The organism is Gordonia sp. X0973, assembly GCF_013348785.1.
Lineage (GTDB): Bacteria > Actinomycetota > Actinomycetes > Mycobacteriales > Mycobacteriaceae > Gordonia.
The window spans coordinates 2,305,488-2,324,987 of record NZ_CP054691.1 but is presented as its reverse complement, the minus strand read 5'-3'; the positions used below and the strand labels follow the sequence as shown (position 1 = coordinate 2,324,987).

23 protein-coding genes are annotated in these 19,500 nt (G+C 68.8%); 18 read left to right on the top strand and 5 right to left on the bottom strand.

What is annotated here, in order from left to right; genetic code table 11:
• The first annotated feature begins 33 nt into the window (after positions 1–33).
• From HUN08_RS11375 to HUN08_RS11335, 9 genes are read left to right on the top strand one after another with little or no spacing between them, the layout of a single operon-like run.
• Entirely contained in the window at positions 34–1,056 is a 1,023-nt protein-coding gene (locus HUN08_RS11375; RefSeq protein WP_165353446.1) for a PhoH family protein, read from the top strand.
• The gene (ybeY, locus tag HUN08_RS11370; RefSeq protein WP_124247678.1) at positions 1,053–1,604 is read left to right on the top strand and encodes an rRNA maturation RNase YbeY; all 552 of its coding nucleotides are present in this window, start codon (positions 1,053–1,055) and stop codon (positions 1,602–1,604) included. Before HUN08_RS11375 ends, ybeY begins: the two co-directional genes overlap by 4 nt.
• 3 nt (positions 1,605–1,607) lie before the next feature.
• On the top strand, positions 1,608–2,915 hold the full coding sequence (locus HUN08_RS11365) for a hemolysin family protein (protein ID WP_124247679.1): 1,308 nt from the start codon (positions 1,608–1,610) through the stop codon (positions 2,913–2,915).
• On the top strand, positions 2,902–3,225 hold the full coding sequence (locus HUN08_RS11360) for a cytidine deaminase (protein ID WP_124247680.1): 324 nt from the start codon (positions 2,902–2,904) through the stop codon (positions 3,223–3,225). Before HUN08_RS11365 ends, HUN08_RS11360 begins: the two co-directional genes overlap by 14 nt.
• The gene (era, locus tag HUN08_RS11355; RefSeq protein ID WP_124247681.1) at positions 3,218–4,132 is read left to right on the top strand and encodes a GTPase Era; all 915 of its coding nucleotides are present in this window, start codon (positions 3,218–3,220) and stop codon (positions 4,130–4,132) included. The genes HUN08_RS11360 and era overlap by 8 nt, the downstream gene beginning before the upstream one ends.
• Positions 4,133–4,150: 18 nt before the next feature.
• Positions 4,151–5,614 carry a YhgE/Pip domain-containing protein gene (locus HUN08_RS11350; protein WP_124247682.1) on the top strand — a complete coding sequence of 488 codons (1,464 nt, stop codon included), beginning with the start codon at positions 4,151–4,153 and terminating at the stop codon, positions 5,612–5,614.
• A gap of 12 nt (positions 5,615–5,626) precedes the next feature.
• A complete protein-coding gene (gene recO / locus HUN08_RS11345) occupies positions 5,627–6,379 on the top strand; it encodes a DNA repair protein RecO (protein ID WP_124247683.1) in 753 nt (250 codons plus the stop codon).
• Positions 6,376–7,140 (top strand): isoprenyl transferase, encoded by a 765-nt coding sequence (locus HUN08_RS11340; RefSeq protein WP_124247684.1) that lies wholly within the window; start codon positions 6,376–6,378, stop codon positions 7,138–7,140. Before recO ends, HUN08_RS11340 begins: the two co-directional genes overlap by 4 nt.
• The gene (locus HUN08_RS11335; RefSeq protein WP_124247685.1) at positions 7,137–7,526 is read left to right on the top strand and encodes a hypothetical protein; all 390 of its coding nucleotides are present in this window, start codon (positions 7,137–7,139) and stop codon (positions 7,524–7,526) included. Before HUN08_RS11340 ends, HUN08_RS11335 begins: the two co-directional genes overlap by 4 nt.
• Here the strand turns inward: HUN08_RS11335 and HUN08_RS11330 are convergent, their stop codons facing one another.
• The 3 genes from HUN08_RS11330 to HUN08_RS11320 are packed head-to-tail and all read right to left on the bottom strand — an operon-like array spanning position 7,527 to position 9,151.
• Positions 7,527–7,937, bottom strand: a complete 411-nt coding sequence (locus HUN08_RS11330) for a Fur family transcriptional regulator (protein ID WP_124247686.1) — start codon at positions 7,935–7,937, stop codon at positions 7,527–7,529.
• Positions 7,934–8,311: a metalloregulator ArsR/SmtB family transcription factor gene (locus HUN08_RS11325; RefSeq protein ID WP_124247687.1), complete on the bottom strand. Its 378-nt coding sequence runs from the start codon at positions 8,309–8,311 to the stop codon at positions 7,934–7,936. Before HUN08_RS11325 ends, HUN08_RS11330 begins: the two co-directional genes overlap by 4 nt.
• Before the next feature lie 42 nt (positions 8,312–8,353).
• On the bottom strand, positions 8,354–9,151 hold the full coding sequence (locus tag HUN08_RS11320) for a helix-turn-helix domain-containing protein (RefSeq protein ID WP_124247688.1): 798 nt from the start codon (positions 9,149–9,151) through the stop codon (positions 8,354–8,356).
• Positions 9,152–9,239: 88 nt separating this feature from the next.
• Here HUN08_RS11320 and HUN08_RS11315 point away from each other — a divergent pair, with 88 nt between their 5' ends.
• Both HUN08_RS11315 and HUN08_RS11310 read left to right on the top strand, forming a co-directional pair.
• A complete protein-coding gene (locus HUN08_RS11315) occupies positions 9,240–9,755 on the top strand; it encodes a glyoxalase/bleomycin resistance/extradiol dioxygenase family protein (protein WP_124247689.1) in 516 nt (171 codons plus the stop codon).
• A gap of 97 nt (positions 9,756–9,852) precedes the next feature.
• A complete protein-coding gene (locus HUN08_RS11310) occupies positions 9,853–11,238 on the top strand; it encodes a glycine--tRNA ligase (protein WP_124247690.1) in 1,386 nt (461 codons plus the stop codon).
• A 68-nt stretch (positions 11,239–11,306) separates the two neighbouring features.
• Here the strand turns inward: HUN08_RS11310 and HUN08_RS11305 are convergent, their stop codons facing one another.
• Entirely contained in the window at positions 11,307–11,726 is a 420-nt protein-coding gene (locus HUN08_RS11305) for a VOC family protein (protein WP_124247691.1), read from the bottom strand.
• Positions 11,727–11,822: 96 nt separating this feature from the next.
• On the opposite strand from HUN08_RS11305, the gene HUN08_RS11300 reads away from it, so the two are divergent.
• The 4 genes from HUN08_RS11300 to HUN08_RS11285 are packed head-to-tail and all read left to right on the top strand — an operon-like array spanning position 11,823 to position 16,475.
• The gene (locus HUN08_RS11300) at positions 11,823–12,311 is read left to right on the top strand and encodes a cold-shock protein (RefSeq protein WP_124247692.1); all 489 of its coding nucleotides are present in this window, start codon (positions 11,823–11,825) and stop codon (positions 12,309–12,311) included.
• Positions 12,304–13,587, top strand: a complete 1,284-nt coding sequence (locus tag HUN08_RS11295; RefSeq protein WP_124247693.1) for a deoxyguanosinetriphosphate triphosphohydrolase — start codon at positions 12,304–12,306, stop codon at positions 13,585–13,587. The genes HUN08_RS11300 and HUN08_RS11295 overlap by 8 nt, the downstream gene beginning before the upstream one ends.
• A 16-nt stretch (positions 13,588–13,603) precedes the next feature.
• Positions 13,604–15,514, top strand: coding sequence for a DNA primase (gene dnaG / locus HUN08_RS11290; RefSeq protein ID WP_124247694.1), 1,911 nt, complete (start codon positions 13,604–13,606; stop codon positions 15,512–15,514).
• Complete coding sequence (locus tag HUN08_RS11285) at positions 15,507–16,475, top strand: bile acid:sodium symporter family protein (RefSeq protein WP_124247695.1); 969 nt, start codon at positions 15,507–15,509, stop codon at positions 16,473–16,475. The genes dnaG and HUN08_RS11285 overlap by 8 nt, the downstream gene beginning before the upstream one ends.
• 63 nt (positions 16,476–16,538) lie before the next feature.
• Here HUN08_RS11285 and HUN08_RS11280 read toward each other — a convergent pair whose 3' ends face one another.
• Positions 16,539–17,000 carry a hypothetical protein gene (locus HUN08_RS11280; protein ID WP_301546686.1) on the bottom strand — a complete coding sequence of 154 codons (462 nt, stop codon included), beginning with the start codon at positions 16,998–17,000 and terminating at the stop codon, positions 16,539–16,541.
• 32 nt (positions 17,001–17,032) lie between these two features.
• Here HUN08_RS11280 and HUN08_RS11275 point away from each other — a divergent pair, with 32 nt between their 5' ends.
• The 3 genes from HUN08_RS11275 (at position 17,033) to HUN08_RS11265 (ending at position 19,500) form a co-directional block, all read left to right on the top strand.
• Positions 17,033–17,677, top strand: a complete 645-nt coding sequence (locus tag HUN08_RS11275) for a hypothetical protein (protein ID WP_124247697.1) — start codon at positions 17,033–17,035, stop codon at positions 17,675–17,677.
• A gap of 148 nt (positions 17,678–17,825) precedes the next feature.
• The gene (locus HUN08_RS11270) at positions 17,826–18,635 is read left to right on the top strand and encodes an ABC transporter permease (RefSeq protein ID WP_124247698.1); all 810 of its coding nucleotides are present in this window, start codon (positions 17,826–17,828) and stop codon (positions 18,633–18,635) included.
• A gap of 1 nt (position 18,636) precedes the next feature.
• The gene (locus tag HUN08_RS11265; RefSeq protein ID WP_174900919.1) at positions 18,637–19,500 is read left to right on the top strand and encodes an ABC transporter permease; all 864 of its coding nucleotides are present in this window, start codon (positions 18,637–18,639) and stop codon (positions 19,498–19,500) included.

The window sequence follows — 19,500 nt, the reverse complement described above, 5'->3', positions numbered from 1 at the left end:
GGCACGAACCTCGTGGCCGAACTTGAAGGAGTGATGTCGCACGTGACGCAAGCCGATCAACCGCACGCCGAAACGGTGGTGGAGGTCGCGCCAGAGCGGATCATCGGATTGCTCGGCACCGGCGATGTGAACCTGCGGGTCCTCGAGGAGTTGCTCGACGCCGACATCCACGCGCGCGGCAACCGGATCACCCTCTCCGGCACACCCGCCGACGTGGCGACCGCCGACCGCGTCATCGCCGAACTGCTCGACGTCGTCGGGCGGGGGGCGCCGCTGACCCCCGACGCGGTCCGACGGTCGGTCGCCATGCTGGCCGACCCGACCGCCGAGTCGCCGGCGCAGGTGCTGAGCCTGGACATCATCTCCCGGCGCGGCAAGACCATCCGGCCCAAGACGCTGAACCAGAAGCGCTACGTCGACGCCATCGACGAGAACACTATCGTGTTCGGGCTCGGCCCGGCCGGTACCGGTAAGACCTATCTGGCGATGGCCAAGGCCGTCGCCGCGCTGCAGGCCAAAGAGGTCACGCGCATCATCCTGACCCGGCCGGCCGTCGAGGCGGGGGAGCGGCTGGGCTTCCTGCCCGGCACGCTCAGCGAGAAGATCGACCCCTATCTGCGCCCGCTCTACGACGCGCTGCACGACATGATGGACCCGGAGGCGATCCCGAAGCTCATGGCCGCCGGCGTCATCGAAGTGGCGCCGCTGGCGTATATGCGCGGAAGGACGCTGAATGACTCCTTCATCATCCTCGACGAGGCCCAGAACACCACCGGCGAGCAGATGAAGATGTTCCTCACCCGCCTCGGTTTCGGGTCGAAGGTCGTCGTCACCGGCGATGTCACGCAGATCGACCTCCCCGGCGGCGCGGAAAGCGGGCTTAACGCCGCCGCGCGCATCCTCGAGGGTATCGACGACATCCACTTCGCACGGCTGACCAGCGCCGACGTGGTGCGCCATCGCCTCGTCGCGAGTATCGTCGACGCCTACGACCGCGACGAGAACGGTGGCGGCAACCGGGCCGAGCGCCGCGCCGGGCGGGAGCGCCGACGGTGAGCATCGAATTGGCCAACGAATCCGGCGTCGAGGTCCCCACCGATCTCGTCCTGGATGTCGCGAAGTTCGCGATCGCCCGGATGGACGTCCACCCCGGCGCCGAGCTGTCGGTCATCTTCGTCGACCTCGACACCATGGCCGACCTGCACATGAAGTGGATGGACCTACCCGGGCCCACCGATGTGATGAGCTTCCCGATGGATGAACTCACCCCCGGCGCCGGGCGCCCCGACGCCGACGAGCCCGGTCCGGCGACCCTCGGCGACATCGTGCTGTGCCCCGAGTTCGCCGACACCCAGGCCAAGGAGGCCGGGCACCCGTTCGAGCACGAACTCGCGGTGCTGACCGTGCACGGCGTCCTGCACCTGCTCGGCTACGACCACGCCGAGCCGGAGGAGGAGCGGGAGATGTTCGGCCTGCAGGGGGCGATCCTCGACGAGTGGTACGCCGACCGTCGCGATCGCCGCCATTCCGCGCAGCTCTCCCAGCGCGACGAGGATCTGCTGCGCAAGACCGGTTTCGCCGATCCCGCCGAGCACGAGGGCTGATCGGTGCCGTCCGAGGTCGTCCTGCTCCTCGTGGCAGCGGCGCTCACGCCCGTCGGCGGTGTGTTCGCCGCCATCGACGCGGCGCTGACCACCGCGTCGCCCGCCCGCGTCGCCGACCTGGTCAGTCAGGGTCGCCCCGGTGCGCGGCGCCTGGAGGCCGTGCTGGAGCAGCGTTCCACCTACGTCGCCCTCGTGGTGTTCCTGCGCGTGATCTGCGAGACCGCGGCCACCGCCTTCGCCGCCGTGGCGCTCGTCCGATTGGTGGGCACGGCCTGGGGGTTGGTGCTCGCCGTCGCGGTCATGGCGGTGGTGTCCTTCGTCGCCGTCGGCGTCGGTCCGCGGACCCTCGGGCGCCAGCACGCCTACACCATCGGCATCATCAGCGCGCCGGTGCTGCGGGCCGTCGGAGTGCTGCTCACCCCGTTGACGCGTCTGCTGATCCTGATCGGTAACGCGGTCACCCCGGGCAAGGGGTTCCGCAACGGGCCGTTCTCCACCGAGATCGAGCTGCGCGAGGTCGTGGACATGGCGACCGAGCGCGGCGTGGTGGAGGACGACGAGCGGCGCATGATCCAATCCGTCATCGACCTCGCCGACACCCACGTGCGCGAGGTGATGGTGCCGCGCCCGGAGATGGTGTGGATTGAGCAGGACAAGACCGCGGCGCAGGCCGCCAGCCTGGCGATTCGGTCCGGGCACTCCCGACTCCCGGTGATCGGGGAGAACCCCGACGACATCCGCGGCGTCGTCTACCTCAAGGATGTGACGAGCCGCGCCATCGCGGGACTCGCCGCGTCGGTCGACGTGGCCGACGTCATGCGGCCCGCGCAGTTCATCCCCGACTCCAAGACGTTGGACAAGGTGCTCGCCGACATGCAGCGCACGCGCAACCACATGGCGATGCTCGTCGACGAATACGGCGGCATCGCCGGGCTGGTGACCATCGAGGATGTCCTCGAGGAGATCGTCGGCGAGATAGCAGACGAATACGACCGCGGCGAGGTCGCACCGGTCACCGAACTGGACGACGGCAGTTACCGGGTCTCGTCGCGGCTGCCCGTCGAAGACCTGGGCGAGCTGTTCGACATCGACATCGACGACGACGAGGTGGAGACCGTCGGCGGCCTCGTCGCCCTGGAGCTGGGCCGCGTGCCGCTGCCGGGTGCCGAGGTGTCCTCGCACGGCCTGCGCCTCGTCGCCGAGGGCGGGCCGAACCGTCAGGGGCGTCAGCGCATCACGTCGGTGCTGGTCACCCGCCTGTCCGAAGCGGAGCCGGCCGGCGGACGAGGGGCCGATCATGGCGCCGCTTGACCCCGAGGACGCGAAGCTGGTCACGCTGGCGCGCGGGGCGATGGCCCGGGCCACGGCGTCGTCGGGGGCCGCCGTGCGCGACCTCGACGGCCGCACCTACGCCGGTGCCCCCGTCGCACTCGAGGCACTGGGCCTGACCGCGCTGCAGGTCGCCGTCGCGACGGCGCTGTCCAGCGGCGCAGCCGGTTTCGAGGCGGCCGTCCTCGTCGGCGGCGGTTCCGGCGATGCCGGTCTCGCCGCCCTGGCGGAGGTCAGTCCGACCGCCGTCGTCATCCACACCGATCTCCGCGGGGAGCCGCTTGATGCCTGAACAGCCCGATGACTTCCGCTCCGGCTTCGTCTGTTTCGTCGGCCGCCCGAACACCGGCAAGTCGACGCTCACCAATGCGCTGGTCGGGGAGAAGATCGCGATCACCTCGAATCGCCCGCAGACGACGCGCCACACCATCCGCGGCATCGTCAACCGGCCCGACGCGCAGCTGATCCTCGTCGACACCCCTGGGCTGCACCGACCGCGCACCCTGCTGGGACAGCGCCTCAACGACCTGGTGCGCGACACCTACTCCGAGGTCGACGTCATCTGCGTGTGTATCCCCGCCGACGAGGCGATCGGCCCCGGCGACCGATGGATCATCGACCAGGTGCGCACGATGGCGCCTAAGACGACGGTGATCGGCGTCGTCACGAAGATCGACCGGGTGACCCCCGACAAGGTCGCCGAACAGCTGCTGGCCCTCTCACGGGTGCTCGGCGAGGACAGCGAGGTCGTGCCGGTCTCCGCGAAATCCGGCCAGCAGCTCGACGTCCTCGTCGACCTCCTGGTCTCCCAGATGGAGCCGGGACCGGCCTTCTATCCCGACGGCGAGCTCACCGACGAGCCCGAACAGGTCCTGATGGCCGAGTTCATCCGGGAGGCCGCCCTGGAGGGGGTGCGCGACGAGCTGCCGCACTCGCTGGCCGTCGTCATCGACGAGATGATCCCGCGCGAGGACTCGGAGCCGCCCATCGTCGACGTCTACGCGATCCTCTACGTCGAGCGCGACAGCCAGAAGGGCATCATCATCGGCCACCGCGGTTCGCGGCTGAAAGCCGTCGGGACGCAGGCGCGCCAGCAGATCGAGCGGCTGCTCGGCTGCCGGGTCTACCTGGACCTTCGGGTCAAGGTGGCCAAGGACTGGCAACGCGATCCGAAGCAGTTGCGCCGGATGGGTTTCTAGCAGTGCGAGAATGACCCGATGAGTTCTCGGGGAATCGAAGCGGACGCACAGCACGACGAACAGGCACGGGCCGCGATCGGCGACGTCGTCGGACATCCGCGGTTCTGGATCGCGCCGGTCGCCGTCGTCATCGCCCTGATGAGCCTGATGGCCGCGGTGTACATGGGCGCCGTGGTCAACACGCGCGAGAATCTGCACAGCTTTCCCGTCGCGCTGGTCAACGAGGATGCCGGCGGGCGGATCGCATCGGACCAACCGGAGATGCACATCGGCGACCAGATCGTCGATCAGCTGGTCCCGACGACCGCCAAGCAGGGAATCGTGATGGAGAAGCTGGATCGCGGCGAGGCGATGCACCGGCTCTACACCGGCAAGGTCTACGGCGTCATCGCCATCGACTCCAACTTCACCAACCTCATGCTGGGCCTCGCCAAGTCGGCCGTCCTGCCCAACGAGCCCGTCAAGCCGCGGATCGACGTGTTCATCCACCGCGGGTCGGGGACCTTCGCGTCGTCGATCACGACGACGATGGCGCAGGAGATGTCCGAGCAGGTCAACGCGCAGGCGGGCAAGCAGCTCCTGGAGAACGTGCGCGCACAGGTGGGGAAGAACTTCCAGCTCGCCGGGGCGTCACAGCTCGCGCTCACGCATCCGATCGAGATCGCGGTGTCCGAGCCGCACCCGCTGCCCGATGGCGCCGCCAACGGGCTGAGCGCGTTCTACTTCACCCTGCTGCTGATCCTGGCCGGATTCACCGGCGCGATGGTGGTCTCGGTGATCGTCGACGGCCAGCTCGGCCAGATGCCCATCGAGTTCGGTCCGCTCTACCTGCTCCGCAAGCGACTGGCCGTTTCCCGGTGGGGCACCCTGGCCGCCAAGTGGACGATCATGCTGATCATCGCCGCCGTGCAGGCCGCGCTGTTCTTGGCCGTGTGCGCGGCGGTGGGGACATCCCTGCCCAATTCCTTTGTCCTATGGGCGTTCTCGGTGCTCGTCATCTTCGCCGTCGGGGTGACCGCCAGCGCTATGATGGCGGTCTTCGGCAATCCCGGCCTGCTGCTCAACCTGGTGTTCTTCGTCATCCTCGGCCTGCCGTCGTCGGGCGGCACCGTCCCGCTGGAGGCCAGCCCGCGGATCTTCTCCCTGATCGCCTCGGTCGAGCCGATGCATCTCGTCTACTACGGCGTGCGGTCGATCCTGTACTTCGACGCCGACCCCGCGTCGGGCCTCATGCACTCGGTGATCATGGCCGTGGTCGGCCTGGTCTGCGGCCTGCTCCTGGGTGTCGTCGGCACGAAGTACTACGACCGGAAGGGCTGGTATCGCCGCCCGAACGCGCTGTCGGTGCCGCCGCGCCTGGCGAAGATGGTCGACACCGACACCGACGCGGCGGTGAACATCGTCGAGGTGCCCGCCGTCCCGCATGGACGGCACGAGGCGCCCCCGCCCGTGTCACAACCGAATGTCACCCGGCATCGGTGACAGAATGACTCGGTGAGGTTCTACCGCGACGAAGCGGTCGTCCTGCGCCAGCACAAGCTGGGCGAGGCCGACCGGATCATCACCCTGCTGACGAGTCAGCACGGGTTGGTGCGCGCCGTCGCGAAGGGGGTGCGGCGGACGCGCTCGAAGTTCGGGGCGCGGTTGGAGCCGTTCGCCCACATCGACGTCTGCCTCTATCCGGGTCGCAACCTGGACACGATCACCCAGGTGCAGAGCCTCGACGCGCTGGCCGATGCCATCGTCGCCGACTACGGCCGCTACACGACGGCATGCGCGGTGCTGGAGACGGCCGAGCGCCTCGCCGGCGAGGAGCGCGCCCCCGCCCCCGACCTGCACCGGCTGACCGTCGGGGCGTTGCGCGCGCTGGCCGCGCAGACCCGGGAGAACCAGCTGATCCTCGACGCCTTCCTGTTGCGGGCCATGCACTGCGCGGGGTGGATGCCCGCGCTCGACATTTGTGCCCGCTGCGCCACGCCGGGCCCGCACCGCGCCTTCCACGTCGCCGCCGGGGGAGCGGTGTGCGTCCATTGCCGACCGGCCGGGGCGGCGCTCCCGTCGCCGGGTGTGCTGGATCTGATGGATGCGATGTTCCACGGCCAGTGGGAGGTGACGACGGATGCGACCGAGTCGTTGCGGCGCCAGGCCAGCGGGTTGATCGCCGCCCATCTGCAATGGCATCTGGAACGGCAGCTGCGGACCCTTCCGCTCATCGAGCGCGGCGACCCCCATAGGCTGGCGATGTGAACGCCGTCCGCCCGCCCGACCCCCATCCGTCCGGCGCGCGGCCGCCGGCCATCCCCGCCGAGTTCGTGCCGCGCCACGTCGCGCTGGTGATGGACGGCAACGGGCGCTGGGCCACCGATCGGGGCCTCCCGCGCACCGAGGGCCACAAGCGCGGTGAGGCCGTGCTGATGGACTCGGTCTGCGGCTGCATCGAGATCGGCGTGAAATGGCTGTCCGCCTACGCCTTTTCGACGGAGAACTGGGCGCGCAGCCCGGAAGAGGTGAAGTTCCTGATGGGCTTCAACCGCGACGTGATCCGCCGCCGCCGCGACGAGATGAACGAGATGGGCGTGCGCGTGCGCTGGGCCGGTCGCCGACCGCGGTTGTGGCGCAGTGTGATTCGTGAACTCGAGGTCGCCGAGGAACTGACCAAGAACAACACGGTCATGACGTTGACGATGTGCGTCAACTATGGCGGGCGCGCCGAGATCGCCGACGCGGCAAGGGAATTGGCGATGCGTGCGGCCCGCGGCGAGATCGACCCCAAGCGGATCAACGAATCGACCTTCGCGCGCTACCTCGACGAGCCCGACATGCCCGACGTCGACCTGTTCCTGCGGCCGTCCGGCGAGAAGCGGATCTCCAACTTCCTGCTGTGGCAGTCGGCCTACGCCGAGTTCGTCTTCCAGGAGAAGCTGTTCCCCGACTTCGACCGCCGCGACCTTTGGGCGGCGTGTCTGGAGTACGCGGAGCGCGACCGACGGTTCGGTGGCGTCAAGTGAGCGGCGGCGAGGTCGAGCGCATCTCCGGGCTGCTCGCGGAACTGGGCGTCGTCGAGGAGTCCGACGAGCAGTCGGTACTCGTCCACATCGGCACCACGCGGGCCTCGGTGCGGGTGCTCGAGCTGGCCGACGACCTGAGTGTCGTCTCGGTGACGCAGCTGGTCGCACGGAAGGTGACCAACGACGAGCGGCTGCGCGACCTGCTGGAGGAGCGCGGCGCCACGCTGAGTTTCGGGTCGCTGCGCCGGGCCGATCCGGGCGAGCGGCACACCGACGTCCTGCTGTCCTACGCGTTCCCGCTCGGCGAGCTCGACGACATCCCGCTGCTCACCGTCCTCCACCTGGTGCTCTCCGGTGGGGCGGCGCTTGCGGAGGATCTGGCTTAGTCAGACCGTGCAGTCGGCGCAGGTGCCGAAGATCTCCACCGTGTGGCTGATGTCGCTGAAGTTGTGTGCGCGGGCGACTTTCGAGGCCCAGCTCTCCACCTCGTCGGCGTGGATCTCGACGGTGGTACCGCAGGAGCGGCAGACCAGGTGATGGTGGTGGTGCGCCGAGCAATGCCGATAGCGCGTCTCGCCGGATCCGTCCCAGAGGGAGTCGACGACGCCGGCCTCGGCCAGCGCCTGCAGATTGCGGTAGACGGTGGTCAGGCCGATCGACTCGCCGCGGGCGGTCAATTCGTCATGCAGCTGCTGGGCCGAGCGGAAGTCGTCGGTGGCGGCCAGCGCGGCGGCGATCGCCTCGCGCTGACGCGTGTTGCGCTGCCCGGTGACCGGCGGCTTGGCCCTGGTCGTCACGATGCGGTCGGGCGGAGCGCCGCGGGCTCCGGCGTGTGTTCGCAGCTGCCGTCGACCTTCTCGCAGGCGTGCACGATCGCGTCGATGGCGATGTGCGCGACGTGGTCGTCGACCAGCGCGTACTCGACCTCGCGACCGCGCCGGCGGCCGTCGACGAGGCCCAGGTCGCGCAGTACGCGCAGATGTTGGCTGACCTGCGGCTGATTGAGCTGCAATTCGTCGACGAGCTGGTGGACGCAGCGCGGCTCCTCCGCGAGCAACATGACGATGGAGATCCGCGTCGGAGCGGCCAGGGCGCGCAGCAGATCACTTGCGGCCTCGAGTGCGGCCGGGTCGGTCCGGACGTTCGCGCGGTCGATGGGAAGGCTGGTCATGGTCACTCCTCGATCTGGCATACCCTCACCAGCTTATCGGAATCAGTTTTCATCTGGGTTGTGTGCCGCCCCACGATACGAGCTGGGCGTGAAGGCCAAGACTGTGCGGAAGTCGTTGGCCAGGTGCGCGTGGTCGGCATAGCCGAGGTCGGCGGCGAGTGTCGACAGGTCGCTGGTCGGGTCCTCGCGCAGCGCCTGGGCCGCTTCCTGCAGCCGTCGTCGCCGGATGATCGCCGACGGTGGGAGGCCTACGTAGCGACGGGCGAGTCGCTGCAAGGTGCGGGGTGACGCCGCCAGTGTCGCGGCCGCCTGGTCGAGGCGCAGCATCGTCGGGTCGCTGATCAGCAGGTCCACCATCGCGTTGGCGAGCAACGCCTCCTCCGTCGGCGCGGGGATCCGCTGCCCGAGCCATTCGGAGAAGGCTTTGACCGCGCGCCAGTGTCGGCGCGGATCCTCGCCGTCGGACATGGCCGCAGATACGGCCGCATGCAGATCGGGGGCGTCGAAGGGCCGGTAGTCGTCGATGACGGTCGTGGGGTCCTCGGCGAGCGCGGCGACCGCGGCGGGCCGCAGCATCGCCCCGACGGCCCAGCCGGTGCCGGACAGGTCGCGGTGCGAGATCCGCGTCGTCGGGCCGGAGATTCCGACGAGGTCGGGTTCCACCACCAGGTTCGACGACGGATAGGCGACGAGGTCCTGGCGCGACGAGCGGCCGGGCGCGATGTCCCACTCGGGGATCCAGAACCAGTTGACCAGCGCGGCGACGTCGGCGGGCGGGTCGACGCGGGTGAAGTTCGGCAGCTTGGCGGGATAGAGCACGCCGCGGTGCGGATCGACCATGTGCCAAGACTAGGCGGCTCCGCGATGCCCGGAGACCTGTCGCGAATCTGCAAGCCCCACGTCGGGACCGGCTCGTACCGTGAAATGCATGACAGAGACAACGAGCGAAAAGACCACCGCCGCCAACGGCAGCCACACCGTCGACGGCACGCCGAAGGGCTTCACCAGCCTCACCCCGTTCCTCGCGATTCCCAACGCGAAGGCCGCGATCGAGTTCTACCGCGACGTATTCGGGGCGAAGGTCCTCGGCGTCACCGAGGCCGACGGGACCGTGTACCACGCCGAACTCGACTTCGGGAACGGGCGCCTGCAACTGGGGGAGCCGTCGGCCGAGTACCACCTGGTGCCGTCGCCGGAGGGTGACGACGACTGCTATTCGATCGGGCTGTACTGCCCCGACGCCGATGCCGTGATCGCCCGCGCCGAATCGGCCGGCGCCTCGATCCGCGAGCCCGCGACGACCTTCGTCTCCGGCGACCGGTTCGGCAGCATCCGCGACCCGTTCGGGGTGCGGTGGTCGATCATGACCCGCGTCGAAGACCTCTCGCAGGAGGAGAGTGACGCCCGCGTCGCCGAATGGGCCAAGAGTCTCGGCACCGACTGAGCCGGGGGTGGCGCAGCGCGGCGACCTGCAACGACTAGGCTTGGACGACGTATCTCGAAAGCCGTGTCCATCCGCCTGAGTGGGAGAACCGAAACCCGTGGCCGTGCAGTCCAAAGTCGATGCTGTCGTCAACCTCGCCAAGCGGCGCGGTCTGGTGTTCCCCTGCGGTGAGATCTACGGCGGAACCCGCTCGGCCTGGGACTACGGGCCGCTCGGCGTCGAGCTGAAGAACAACATCAAGGACCAGTGGTGGCGCAGCATGGTCACCTCGCGCGACGACGTCGTCGGGCTGGACTCCTCGGTCATCCTGCCGCGCCAGGTGTGGGAGGCGTCCGGCCACGTGGAGGTCTTCAGCGATCCGCTCGTCGAATCGCTGTACACGCACAAGCGGTACCGGGCCGATCACCTCATCGAGGCGTACGAGGCCAAGCACGGCCACCCGCCGGAGAACGGCCTCGCCGACGTCAAGGACCCCGAGACCGGCCAGCCGGGCAAGTGGACCGAGCCGCGCGAGTTCTCCGGCCTGATGAAGACCTTCCTCGGCCCGGTCGCCGACGAGGAGGGGTTGCACTACCTGCGCCCGGAGACCGCGCAGGGCATCTTCATCAACTTCAAGAACGTGATGACCACGGCGCGCAAGAAGCCGCCGTTCGGCATCGCGCAGATCGGCAAGAGCTTCCGCAACGAGATCACGCCGGGCAACTTCATCTTCCGCACCCGCGAGTTCGAGCAGATGGAGATGGAGTTCTTCGTCAAGCCCGGCGAGGACGACCAGTGGCACGAGTACTGGATCAAGGCGCGGCACGACTGGTACGTCGACCTCGGCATCGACCCGGAGAACCTGCGGCTGTTCGTGCACCCGAAGGAGAAGCTCTCGCACTACTCCAAGGGCACCACCGACGTGGAGTACCGCTTCGGCTTCTCCGGCAACCCGTGGGGTGAGCTGGAGGGCATCGCCAACCGCACCGACTACGACCTGTCGACGCACAGCAAGGCCTCCGGCGAGGATCTCAGCTACTTCGACCAGGCCACCGGCGAGCGCTACACGCCCTACGTCATCGAGCCGGCCGCCGGTCTCGGCCGTTCGATGATGGCCTTCCTCTGCGACGCCTACACCGAGGAGGAGGTGCCCAACGCCAAGGGGGGCACCGACGCCCGGACCGTGCTGAAGCTGGACCGCCGCCTCGCCCCGATCAAGGCGGCGGTGCTGCCGCTCTCGAAGAAGGAAGAGCTTTCGCCGACGGCGCGCTCGCTGGCCGACTCGCTGCGCAAGCACTGGACCATCGAATACGACGATTCGCAGAGCATCGGCAAGCGTTACCGCCGCCAGGACGAGATCGGCACCCCGTTCTGCATCACCGTCGACTTCGACACCATCGACGACCAGGCCGTCACCATCCGCGAGCGCGACACCATGACCCAGGAGCGCGTCGCGCTCGACAAGGTCGTCGAGTACCTGGGCGGCAAGCTCCTCGGCGCGTAGCCGACGCGATCTGTTTGGTGTTTGAGCCGGATTCCGGACCGAACACCAAACAGATCCGCGGAGTCACCTCAGTCCGGCAAGACCAACTCGCCCGTCGGGCCGGGGTTGACCGCGATCTCCCAGCGATAGCCGTCGGGGTCGGCGAAGTAGCCGGAGTATCCGCCCCAATCCCGGCGGATCGCGTCGCCGACCGGGTCGGCACCGATGCGGCGCGCCGACGCCAGGATCTCGTCGACCTCCGGCTCGGTGCGCACGTTGTGCGAGAGCGTGATCGGTACGACGCCGGCTCCCCGTCGAATCGGGCCGACCTCCGCCTCGAAACCCCGCTCATCCCACAGCGAGAGCATCAGGTGCTGGCCGGCGCGGATCATCAACACCTCGTCGGGCACGACGAGCTCGGGCCGCCAGCCCAGCCCGTCCACGTAGAAGCGCCGCGAGCGGTCCACGTCGGCGACGGCGAGTGTGATGAAGCTGATCCGCTGGTCCACCCCCTCACCCAACCACCATCTGCGAAGATGGAACAGTCGCAAGGCCGATCCGGCAGCGGCGTCAATGGATTGAGTGTTTGGAAGTGGGTAAGGGTTGTGGCTGTCAGCGGGAAGATCGTGCATTTCGACACGAACAAGGGGTTCGGGTTCGTCGCACCTGAAGAGGGTGGCGCGGATGTGTTCATCCACATCAACGACCTCGACATCGACGAGTCGCAGCTGAAGCCGGGCGCGGTCGTCGCCTTCGACATCGAGGACACCGATCGCGGCGCCAAGGCCACCAACGTCGTCCTCACCGCCGAAGCACCTCCCGGGTTCGAGGCCGACGCGCGCGCCGAGCGGCGCTCCGATCACCGTCGAGACGACCACCGTGGTGACCGCCGCGACCGAGGCGACCGCGGTGATCGCGGCGATCGCCCGCGTCGTCCGCGCGGCGGCCAGGGAACGATGGACGGCGCGGCGTTCAACGAAGAGGTCACCGAGATCCTGCTCGACTCCTCCGGTTCGCTGACCGCGGCGCAGATCGTGCTGATCCGCCGGCGCTTCACCGACTTCGCCGTCGACCGGGGCTGGGTGCTTGACTGACCCCGTCCGCGAAGCGGAGTACACCGCGGCCGACGTCGCGCGGCGGGTCGCCGAGGGCCAGAAGACGGCCGGGCTGCCCGGGAGCAGCACCGAACACCGCAGCGCCTTCTCGCGTGACCGCGCCCGCGTGCTGCACTGTGCCGCGCTGCGCCGCCTCGCCGACAAGACGCAGGTCGTCGGCCCGCGCGAGGGCGACACGCCCCGCACCCGCCTGACGCACTCCCTCGAAGTCGGCCAGATCGGGCGCGGCATCGCCGTCGGCATCGGGTGCGACCCGGACCTCGTCGAACTCGCCGGCCTCGCCCACGACATCGGCCACCCGCCCTACGGGCACAACGGGGAGCGGGCACTCGACGAGGTGGCCGCCGACATCGGCGGATTCGAGGGCAACGCCCAGAACCTGCGGATCCTCACCCGCCTGGAACCGAAGATCCTCGATGCCGATGGGCGCAGTGCCGGGCTCAACCTGACGCGCGCCTCGCTCGACGCGACGCTGAAATACCCATGGACGCGACGCGAGCCGGGCGGCAAATTCGGCGCCTACGACGACGACGCCGATGCGCTGGCCTGGATCCGCGAGGGCGCGCCGAGCAACCGGCAGTCGCTGGAGACCCAGGTGATGGACTGGTCCGACGACATCGCCTACTCGGTCCACGACGTGGAGGACGGCGTCATCTCCGACCGCCTCGACCTGCGCGCCCTGGCCGACCCGGAGGAGCGCGCCATGCTGGCGCGGCTGGCGGTCACCCACTTCCGCGGCCTCGACGAGGGCGAACTCGTCGACGCCGCGCAGCGGTTGTCGCAGATGGACGTCGTCGCGGCCGCCTGCGACTACGACGGAACGCTGGCGAGTGCGGTGGCGCTCAAGCAGATGACCTCGGAGTTGATCGGGCGCTTTGCGACGGCGGCCGTCATGGCGACCCGCGAGCAGATCGGCGACCGGCCGGTGTGCCGCTACGAGACCGACCTGCGGATCCCGCCGCTCGTCGCGGCCGAGGTGGCCGTGCTCAAGACGATGGCCCTGCAGTTCATCTTCTCCGACCAGCGCCACCTGGCCCACCAGGACCGGCAGCGCGAGCGCATCCACCGGGTGGCCGCCTGGATGCAGCAGGCCGGTCCGGGCGGCCTCGACCCGCTGTTCGTCCCGGCGTGGGAGGCGGCGGCGGACGAGGGGGCCCGGCTGCGCGTCATCGTCGACCAGATCGCATCCATGACCGAGGGCCGCCTGGAGCGCACCGACAAGCGCAACTCCGATATCCAGGCGCACCTGGGCTGACGACTAGACTGATCACGTGCCAGGAAGAATCCCCGACCGCGACATCACGGCCATCCGTGAACAGGTCCGGATCGAGGATGTCATCGGCGACTACGTCGCCTTGCGCCGCGCCGGGGCGGACCGGCTGACCGGGCTCTGTCCCTTCCACGACGAGAAGACGCCGTCGTTCCACGTGCGCCCCAACCACGGTCACTTCCACTGCTTCGGCTGCGGCGAGGGCGGCGACGTCTACACCTTCCTGCAGAAGCAGGAGCACATCAGCTTCGTCGAGGCGGTGGAGCAGCTCGCCGACAAGGTCGGCTACCGCATCAACTACGAGGGCGGCGGCACCAGCGTGCAGCGTGACCGCGGCACCCGCGCGCGCCTGGTCGCCGCCAACGCCGCGGCCCAGAAGTTCTACGCCGAGCAGCTGCGCAGTCCGGAGGCGCAGATCGCGCGCGACTATCTGACCGAGCGGGATTTCGACGGCCAAGCGGCGCTGTCCTTCGGCTGCGGCTACGCGCCGGCGGGCTGGGACACGATGACCAAGGCGCTGCTGCAACAGGGCTTCGAGTTCAAGGAGCTCGAAGCGGCGGGGCTCTCCAAACAGGGCAGGCAGGGGCCGATCGACCGGTTCCACCGGCGTCTGCTGTGGCCAATCCGCAACCTCGCGGGCGACGTCATCGGCTTCGGCGCGCGCAAGCTCTACGACGACGACAACCTCGGCAAGTACATGAACACCCCCGAGACGATGCTCTACAAGAAGTCGCAGGTGCTGTTCGGCCTCGACCACGCGAAGAAGAACATCGCCAAGGGTCACCAGGTGGTCATCGTCGAGGGCTACACCGACGTCATGGCGATGCATCTGGCCGGCGTCACGACCGCCGTCGCGAGCTGTGGCACCGCCTTCGGCGAGGACCACCTCGCGCTGATCCGCCGCCTGATGATGGACGACTCCTACTACCGCGGCGAGGTGATCTACACCTTCGACGGCGACGACGCCGGTCAGGCCGCCGCGATGAAGGCCTTCGAGGGGGAGCAGGCGATCGCCGGGCAGACCTTCGTCGCCATCGCGCCCGACGGGATGGATCCCTGCGAGTTGCGCCAGCAACAGGGGGAGGCGGCCGTCCGCGATCTCGTGGCCCGTCGCATCCCCATGTTCGAGTTCGCCATCAAGTCGCTGCTGCGCAAGCACGACCTCGACACCGCCGAGGGACGCGTGCACGCCCTGCGTGAGACGGTGCCCGTCGTCGCGCGGATCAAGGACGTCGCACTGCGCGACGAGTACGCACGGCAACTCGCCGGATGGGTCGGTTGGGACGAGGTCGCCCAGGTCCTCAAGCGGGTGCGCGAGGAGGCCGCGCGCAACAGCCGTCGACGCGGCAAGCCGATCCGCCCGGAGCCGTCGCGGGTGCGGCCCGAGGCGTCGTCGACCCCGGCGCCCACCGCGAAGCCGCTCGCGAGCGACCCGCGGCTGTGGCCGCAGCGCGAGGCCCTCAAAGCCGCCCTGCAGTACCCGTCGATCGCCGGGACGGTCTTCGACTCGCTACCGCTCGAATGCTTCACCGAACCCGCCTACACTGCGATCCGCGCCGCGATGCGCTCGCTCGGCGACACCGCGTCCGGGATGGGCGGCGCGCAATGGGTCGACGCGGTACACCACGCCGTCGACGACCCGGGTATCGGACCGCTGGTCACCGAGCTCGCCGTCGAACCGATGCGGGTCGACGACGACGCGGTGCCGCGTTACATCGGGTCGGTGCTCGCGCGCCTGCAGGAGGTGTGGGTGGGGCAGCAGATCGCCGACATCAAGTCGAAGCTGCGGCGCATGTCGCCGACCGAGGACGGCGACGCCTACAACGGTGTGTTCGGCGACCTCGTCGCGCTCGAGGCCTACCGCCGCAGCCTGCTGGAACAGGCCGTCGACCCGGTGATCGACGTTGGGTGAGACCGACCCGGCGTCGCGCAACCCGGCCCTGGCCGCGGAGGAGCGCATCGCGCGCATAGCGGTGACCGTCTTCCCGCTCCTGGTGCTCGCCGCCGGAATCGTCGGCTACGCGGTCCCGCACGTCTTCACCCCGTTCGCCCACGACGTCCCATACCTGTTGGGCCTGATCATGTTCTGCATGGGGCTGACGCTCACGCCGCCGGATTTCGCGGCCGTCGCCCGACGCCCCTGGGCGGTACTGCTCGGCCTCGTCGCGCACTACGCGATCATGCCCACCGCCGGTTGGCTGATCGCCCACGGTCTGCACCTCTCGCCGGAGTTGGCCGTCGGCGTCATCCTGGTCGGTTGCGCGCCCTCGGGCACCGCGTCGAACGTGATGACCTTCCTCGCGAAGGGCGACGTGGCGCTGTCGGTGGCGGTGGCCAGCGTGTCGACGCTGATCGCGCCGGTGCTGACGCCGCTGTTGGTGTGGCTCCTGGCCGGTTCCTACCTGCATATCGCGGCCGGGTCGATGGTGCTCGACATCGTCAAGACCGTTCTCCTGCCGGTGATCCTCGGGCTCGCGGCGCGGACCTTCGCGTCGAAACTGGTCGCCCGGGCGCTCCCGGCGCTGCCCTGGGTGTCGGCGGTCGTCATCGCGGTCATCGTGGCGATCGTCGTCGCGGGAAGCGCGAGCAAGATCGCCGCGGCGGGTGCCATCGTCTTCGTCGCCGTCGTGCTGCACAACGGGTTCGGGCTGGGCCTGGGCTACCTGGCCGGAAAGCTGGGGCGCCTCGACGACAAGGCCCGTCGCGCACTGGCATTCGAGGTCGGCATGCAGAACTCCGGATTGGCCGCGACGCTGGCCACCGCGCACTTCTCACCGCTGGCCGCGCTGCCGTCGGCGGTGTTCTCGGTGTGGCACAACATCTCCGGCGCCGTCGTCGCGGCCTGGCTCGCCCGACGCCCGCTGGCCGACTGACCTCGGCCGTGGAGTCCCGCGGCCCGAACGCGACGTGGGCGCAGGGAAGCGTCAGTAGCCGAGTCAGTAGCCGAAGAGCCCGGCCGTGCCGTTGGACAGCCAGGTGACCCCGTCCAGGATCTGGTGGCGCGGAGCGATGAGCCAGACGGTCGGACTGGCGATCCGGCCGCAGGCGACGTAGACGCGATGGGCGCCGGGGAGCACGTAGCGGCCCCGCAGGGTGAAGGATTCGCTCGACGGGGGAGTGGCGGGGCGAACGGGTTTGCCCGGCTTCTCGTCGGATGGCGATCCGAAGGGCATGCCTCCTGCGAGGGCGGGTGCGCGGAGCGTGCGGTCGTCCATCACGACGCGGCATGTGGTCGACGGCCGCAGCCGTGACCCGCGCTGGTAGGTGATCTGCCAATCGCGGTCACCGGCGCCGGTGACCGCCAGGGTCGGCACCGGGGCCGCCGCCGCGTGGCCCGCACCGAGAAGGGGCAGCGGAACCAGGAAGGCCGTCAGCGCCGCTTTTGCCAAGACTCGCATCGGTCGAAACATGCTCAGATAATATCTCATATATGACATTTGGTGAGACGCTCCTGCTGATCCTGGGAGCCATCGTCGCAATCGGAGTGCTCGCCCTGCTCGGCTTCGCCGTCGCGGCCGGCCTCGCGCGCCGCCCGGATCGCGCTCCGGTCACTCCGATCGACAGCGCGGAGATGGATGACTACTTCGCGCGTCGCGCCGCATTCGCGGTGACCGTCACGGCTCGCACCCCGCTGTCGCGCGACGAGGTCTTCGCACGACTGGTCGGACGCCGCTACCTGAGCAGCCTGCCCTTCCTGAACGGTCCGGATTGGCGCGACGAAGCCGTCGACAGTCGTGGCATCTGGTCGGAGCGGACGATGTCCGGCACCGTATTTTCGGTGTCTGAACTGGTCAATCAGTTTCACAAAGACGAGATGATCGGGTTGACGGGCACGGCCGTCTGCCTGCCCGCGACCATCGGCTCCTTCGCCGAGAAATTCGTGCTCGCCGATACCGAGCGCCCCGGTGTCCTCGAGGTTCGCTGGACCATCGCCGGTACCCCGAGGTGGATCGGATTCCTGCCCTGGCGGTGGGCCGCGCCGCTGAGCCGGCCGGTGTTCGGGTTCGTCCTGCGCCATGTGCTGCGCCTCGGGGCCTTCCGGGCGCCGCGGGTCGACGATGATTCGACGGCCTGATGTCGGAGGCTCGTGATATTTTCTCGAATCGAGTCACATTTCATATATGAAACATGTACGCTTGACCCACTGTGACTACAGCCACACGGTCGCCGGCAATCGATCCGGCGGCCGTTGCGTCACGATCAACGACTTGTCTGGGGGATAGATGGCGTTCGAGCTTCCCGCTTCACGCGGGCCGCTTCGCGACCTCGCGGTAGAGGCCGGGCACACCCTCGGGTTCGCCCTGCAGTCGATCGGCGCCCTGGTGGTGGCGACCCTGCGCTTTCGGTTGTCGATCACCGAGACGTTGAACCAGATCGTCTTCATCGGACGGGTGAGCACCGGACCGTCGCTGCTGCTGATGATCCCGGTGGGCGTCTTCATCGCGGTGTCGGTCGGCGAGCTCGCGGGGAAGATCGGCGCCGGCGGCTACTCCGGAGCGGTCGTCGCTTTCGTCATCGTCGGTCAGGCCGCGGCCTTGGTCTGCGCCCTGATGATGGCCGGCGTCGCCGGATCGGCGATCTGCACCGATCTGGGGTCGCGCAAGATCCGCGAGGAGATCGACGCGATGGAAGTCATGGGAATAAACGTGATCGAACGCCTCGTCGCACCCCGGATCGCGGCGGCGATCATCGTCGCCCTCGTCCTGTGCTCGCTCATCACGGTGACCGGGGTGGGCGCGTGCTACCTGTACCACATCTACGTGCAGCACCTCCCCGGCGGCGCCTTCCTCTCGACCTTCAGTCAATACGGCCGCATGTCCGATTTCGTCATGGCCCTCGTCAAGGCGAGCCTCTTCGGCCTCCTCGCCACGATCGTCGCCTGCTTCAAGGGACTGCACGCGCGCGGCGGGCCGAGCGGCGTCGCCGACGCGGTCAACGAGGCGGTCGTCATCGCATTCGCGCTGGTGTTCATCTTCAACACGATCCTGTCGCAGATCTACACGGTGATCGTCCCGGCAGTGGGGGCGTACTGACATGGTGGTGACCACTGATCTGCGCCTGCGCGTCCGCACCGGATACCGTCGGCGGCTCGACCCCATCGGCGACGGCGTCGTGCGCTTCGGCGAATACGTCACCTTCATCGCGCGCGCCGTCGTCGCGATCCCGTACACCCTCGTCCACTACCGCAAGCACGTCATCCGGCAGATCGCGGAGATGACCTTCGGGACCAAGTCGCTGCTCTCGGGCGGCGGAACCATGGGCATCGTGCTGGCGATGTCGCTGGCGGCCGCGATGATGCTCGGCGTCGAGACCTATCGCGGGCTGCAGCTGGTCGGCATGACCTCCCTCTCGGGCATGCTCGCCGCCATCGCCAACACCCGCGAACTGGCACCCGTCGTCGTCGCCATCGCGCTCGCCGCGAAGGTCGGGACCGGGTTCACCGCCCAGATCGGCGCGATGCGGATCTCCGACGAGATCGCCGCCCTCGACGTCATGGCGATCCGGTCCATCCCGTTCCTCGCCACCACCCGCATGATCGCGGCGATGGTCTGCGTCCTCCCGATCTACATGATCGGCCTGCTGGCCAGCTACATCGCCACCCGTCTCGTCGTCGTCTGGTACAACGGCGAGTCCTCGGGCACCTACGACTACTTCTTCCACCTGGCCCTCACACCGACCGACCTGCTCTACTCGGCGATCAAGGCCGTGGTGTTCGCGGGCATCGTCACCCTGGTCCACTGCTCCTACGGGTATTTCGCCAGCGGCGGCCCGGAGGGCGTCGGACGGGCCGCGGGCCGGGCGCTGCGCACGTCGATCCTGGCCATCGGGATCTTCGACGTCGTCTTCACCTTCGGCCTGTGGGGCCTGGTCCCCAAGATCCCGGGACTGGGGTTGTAG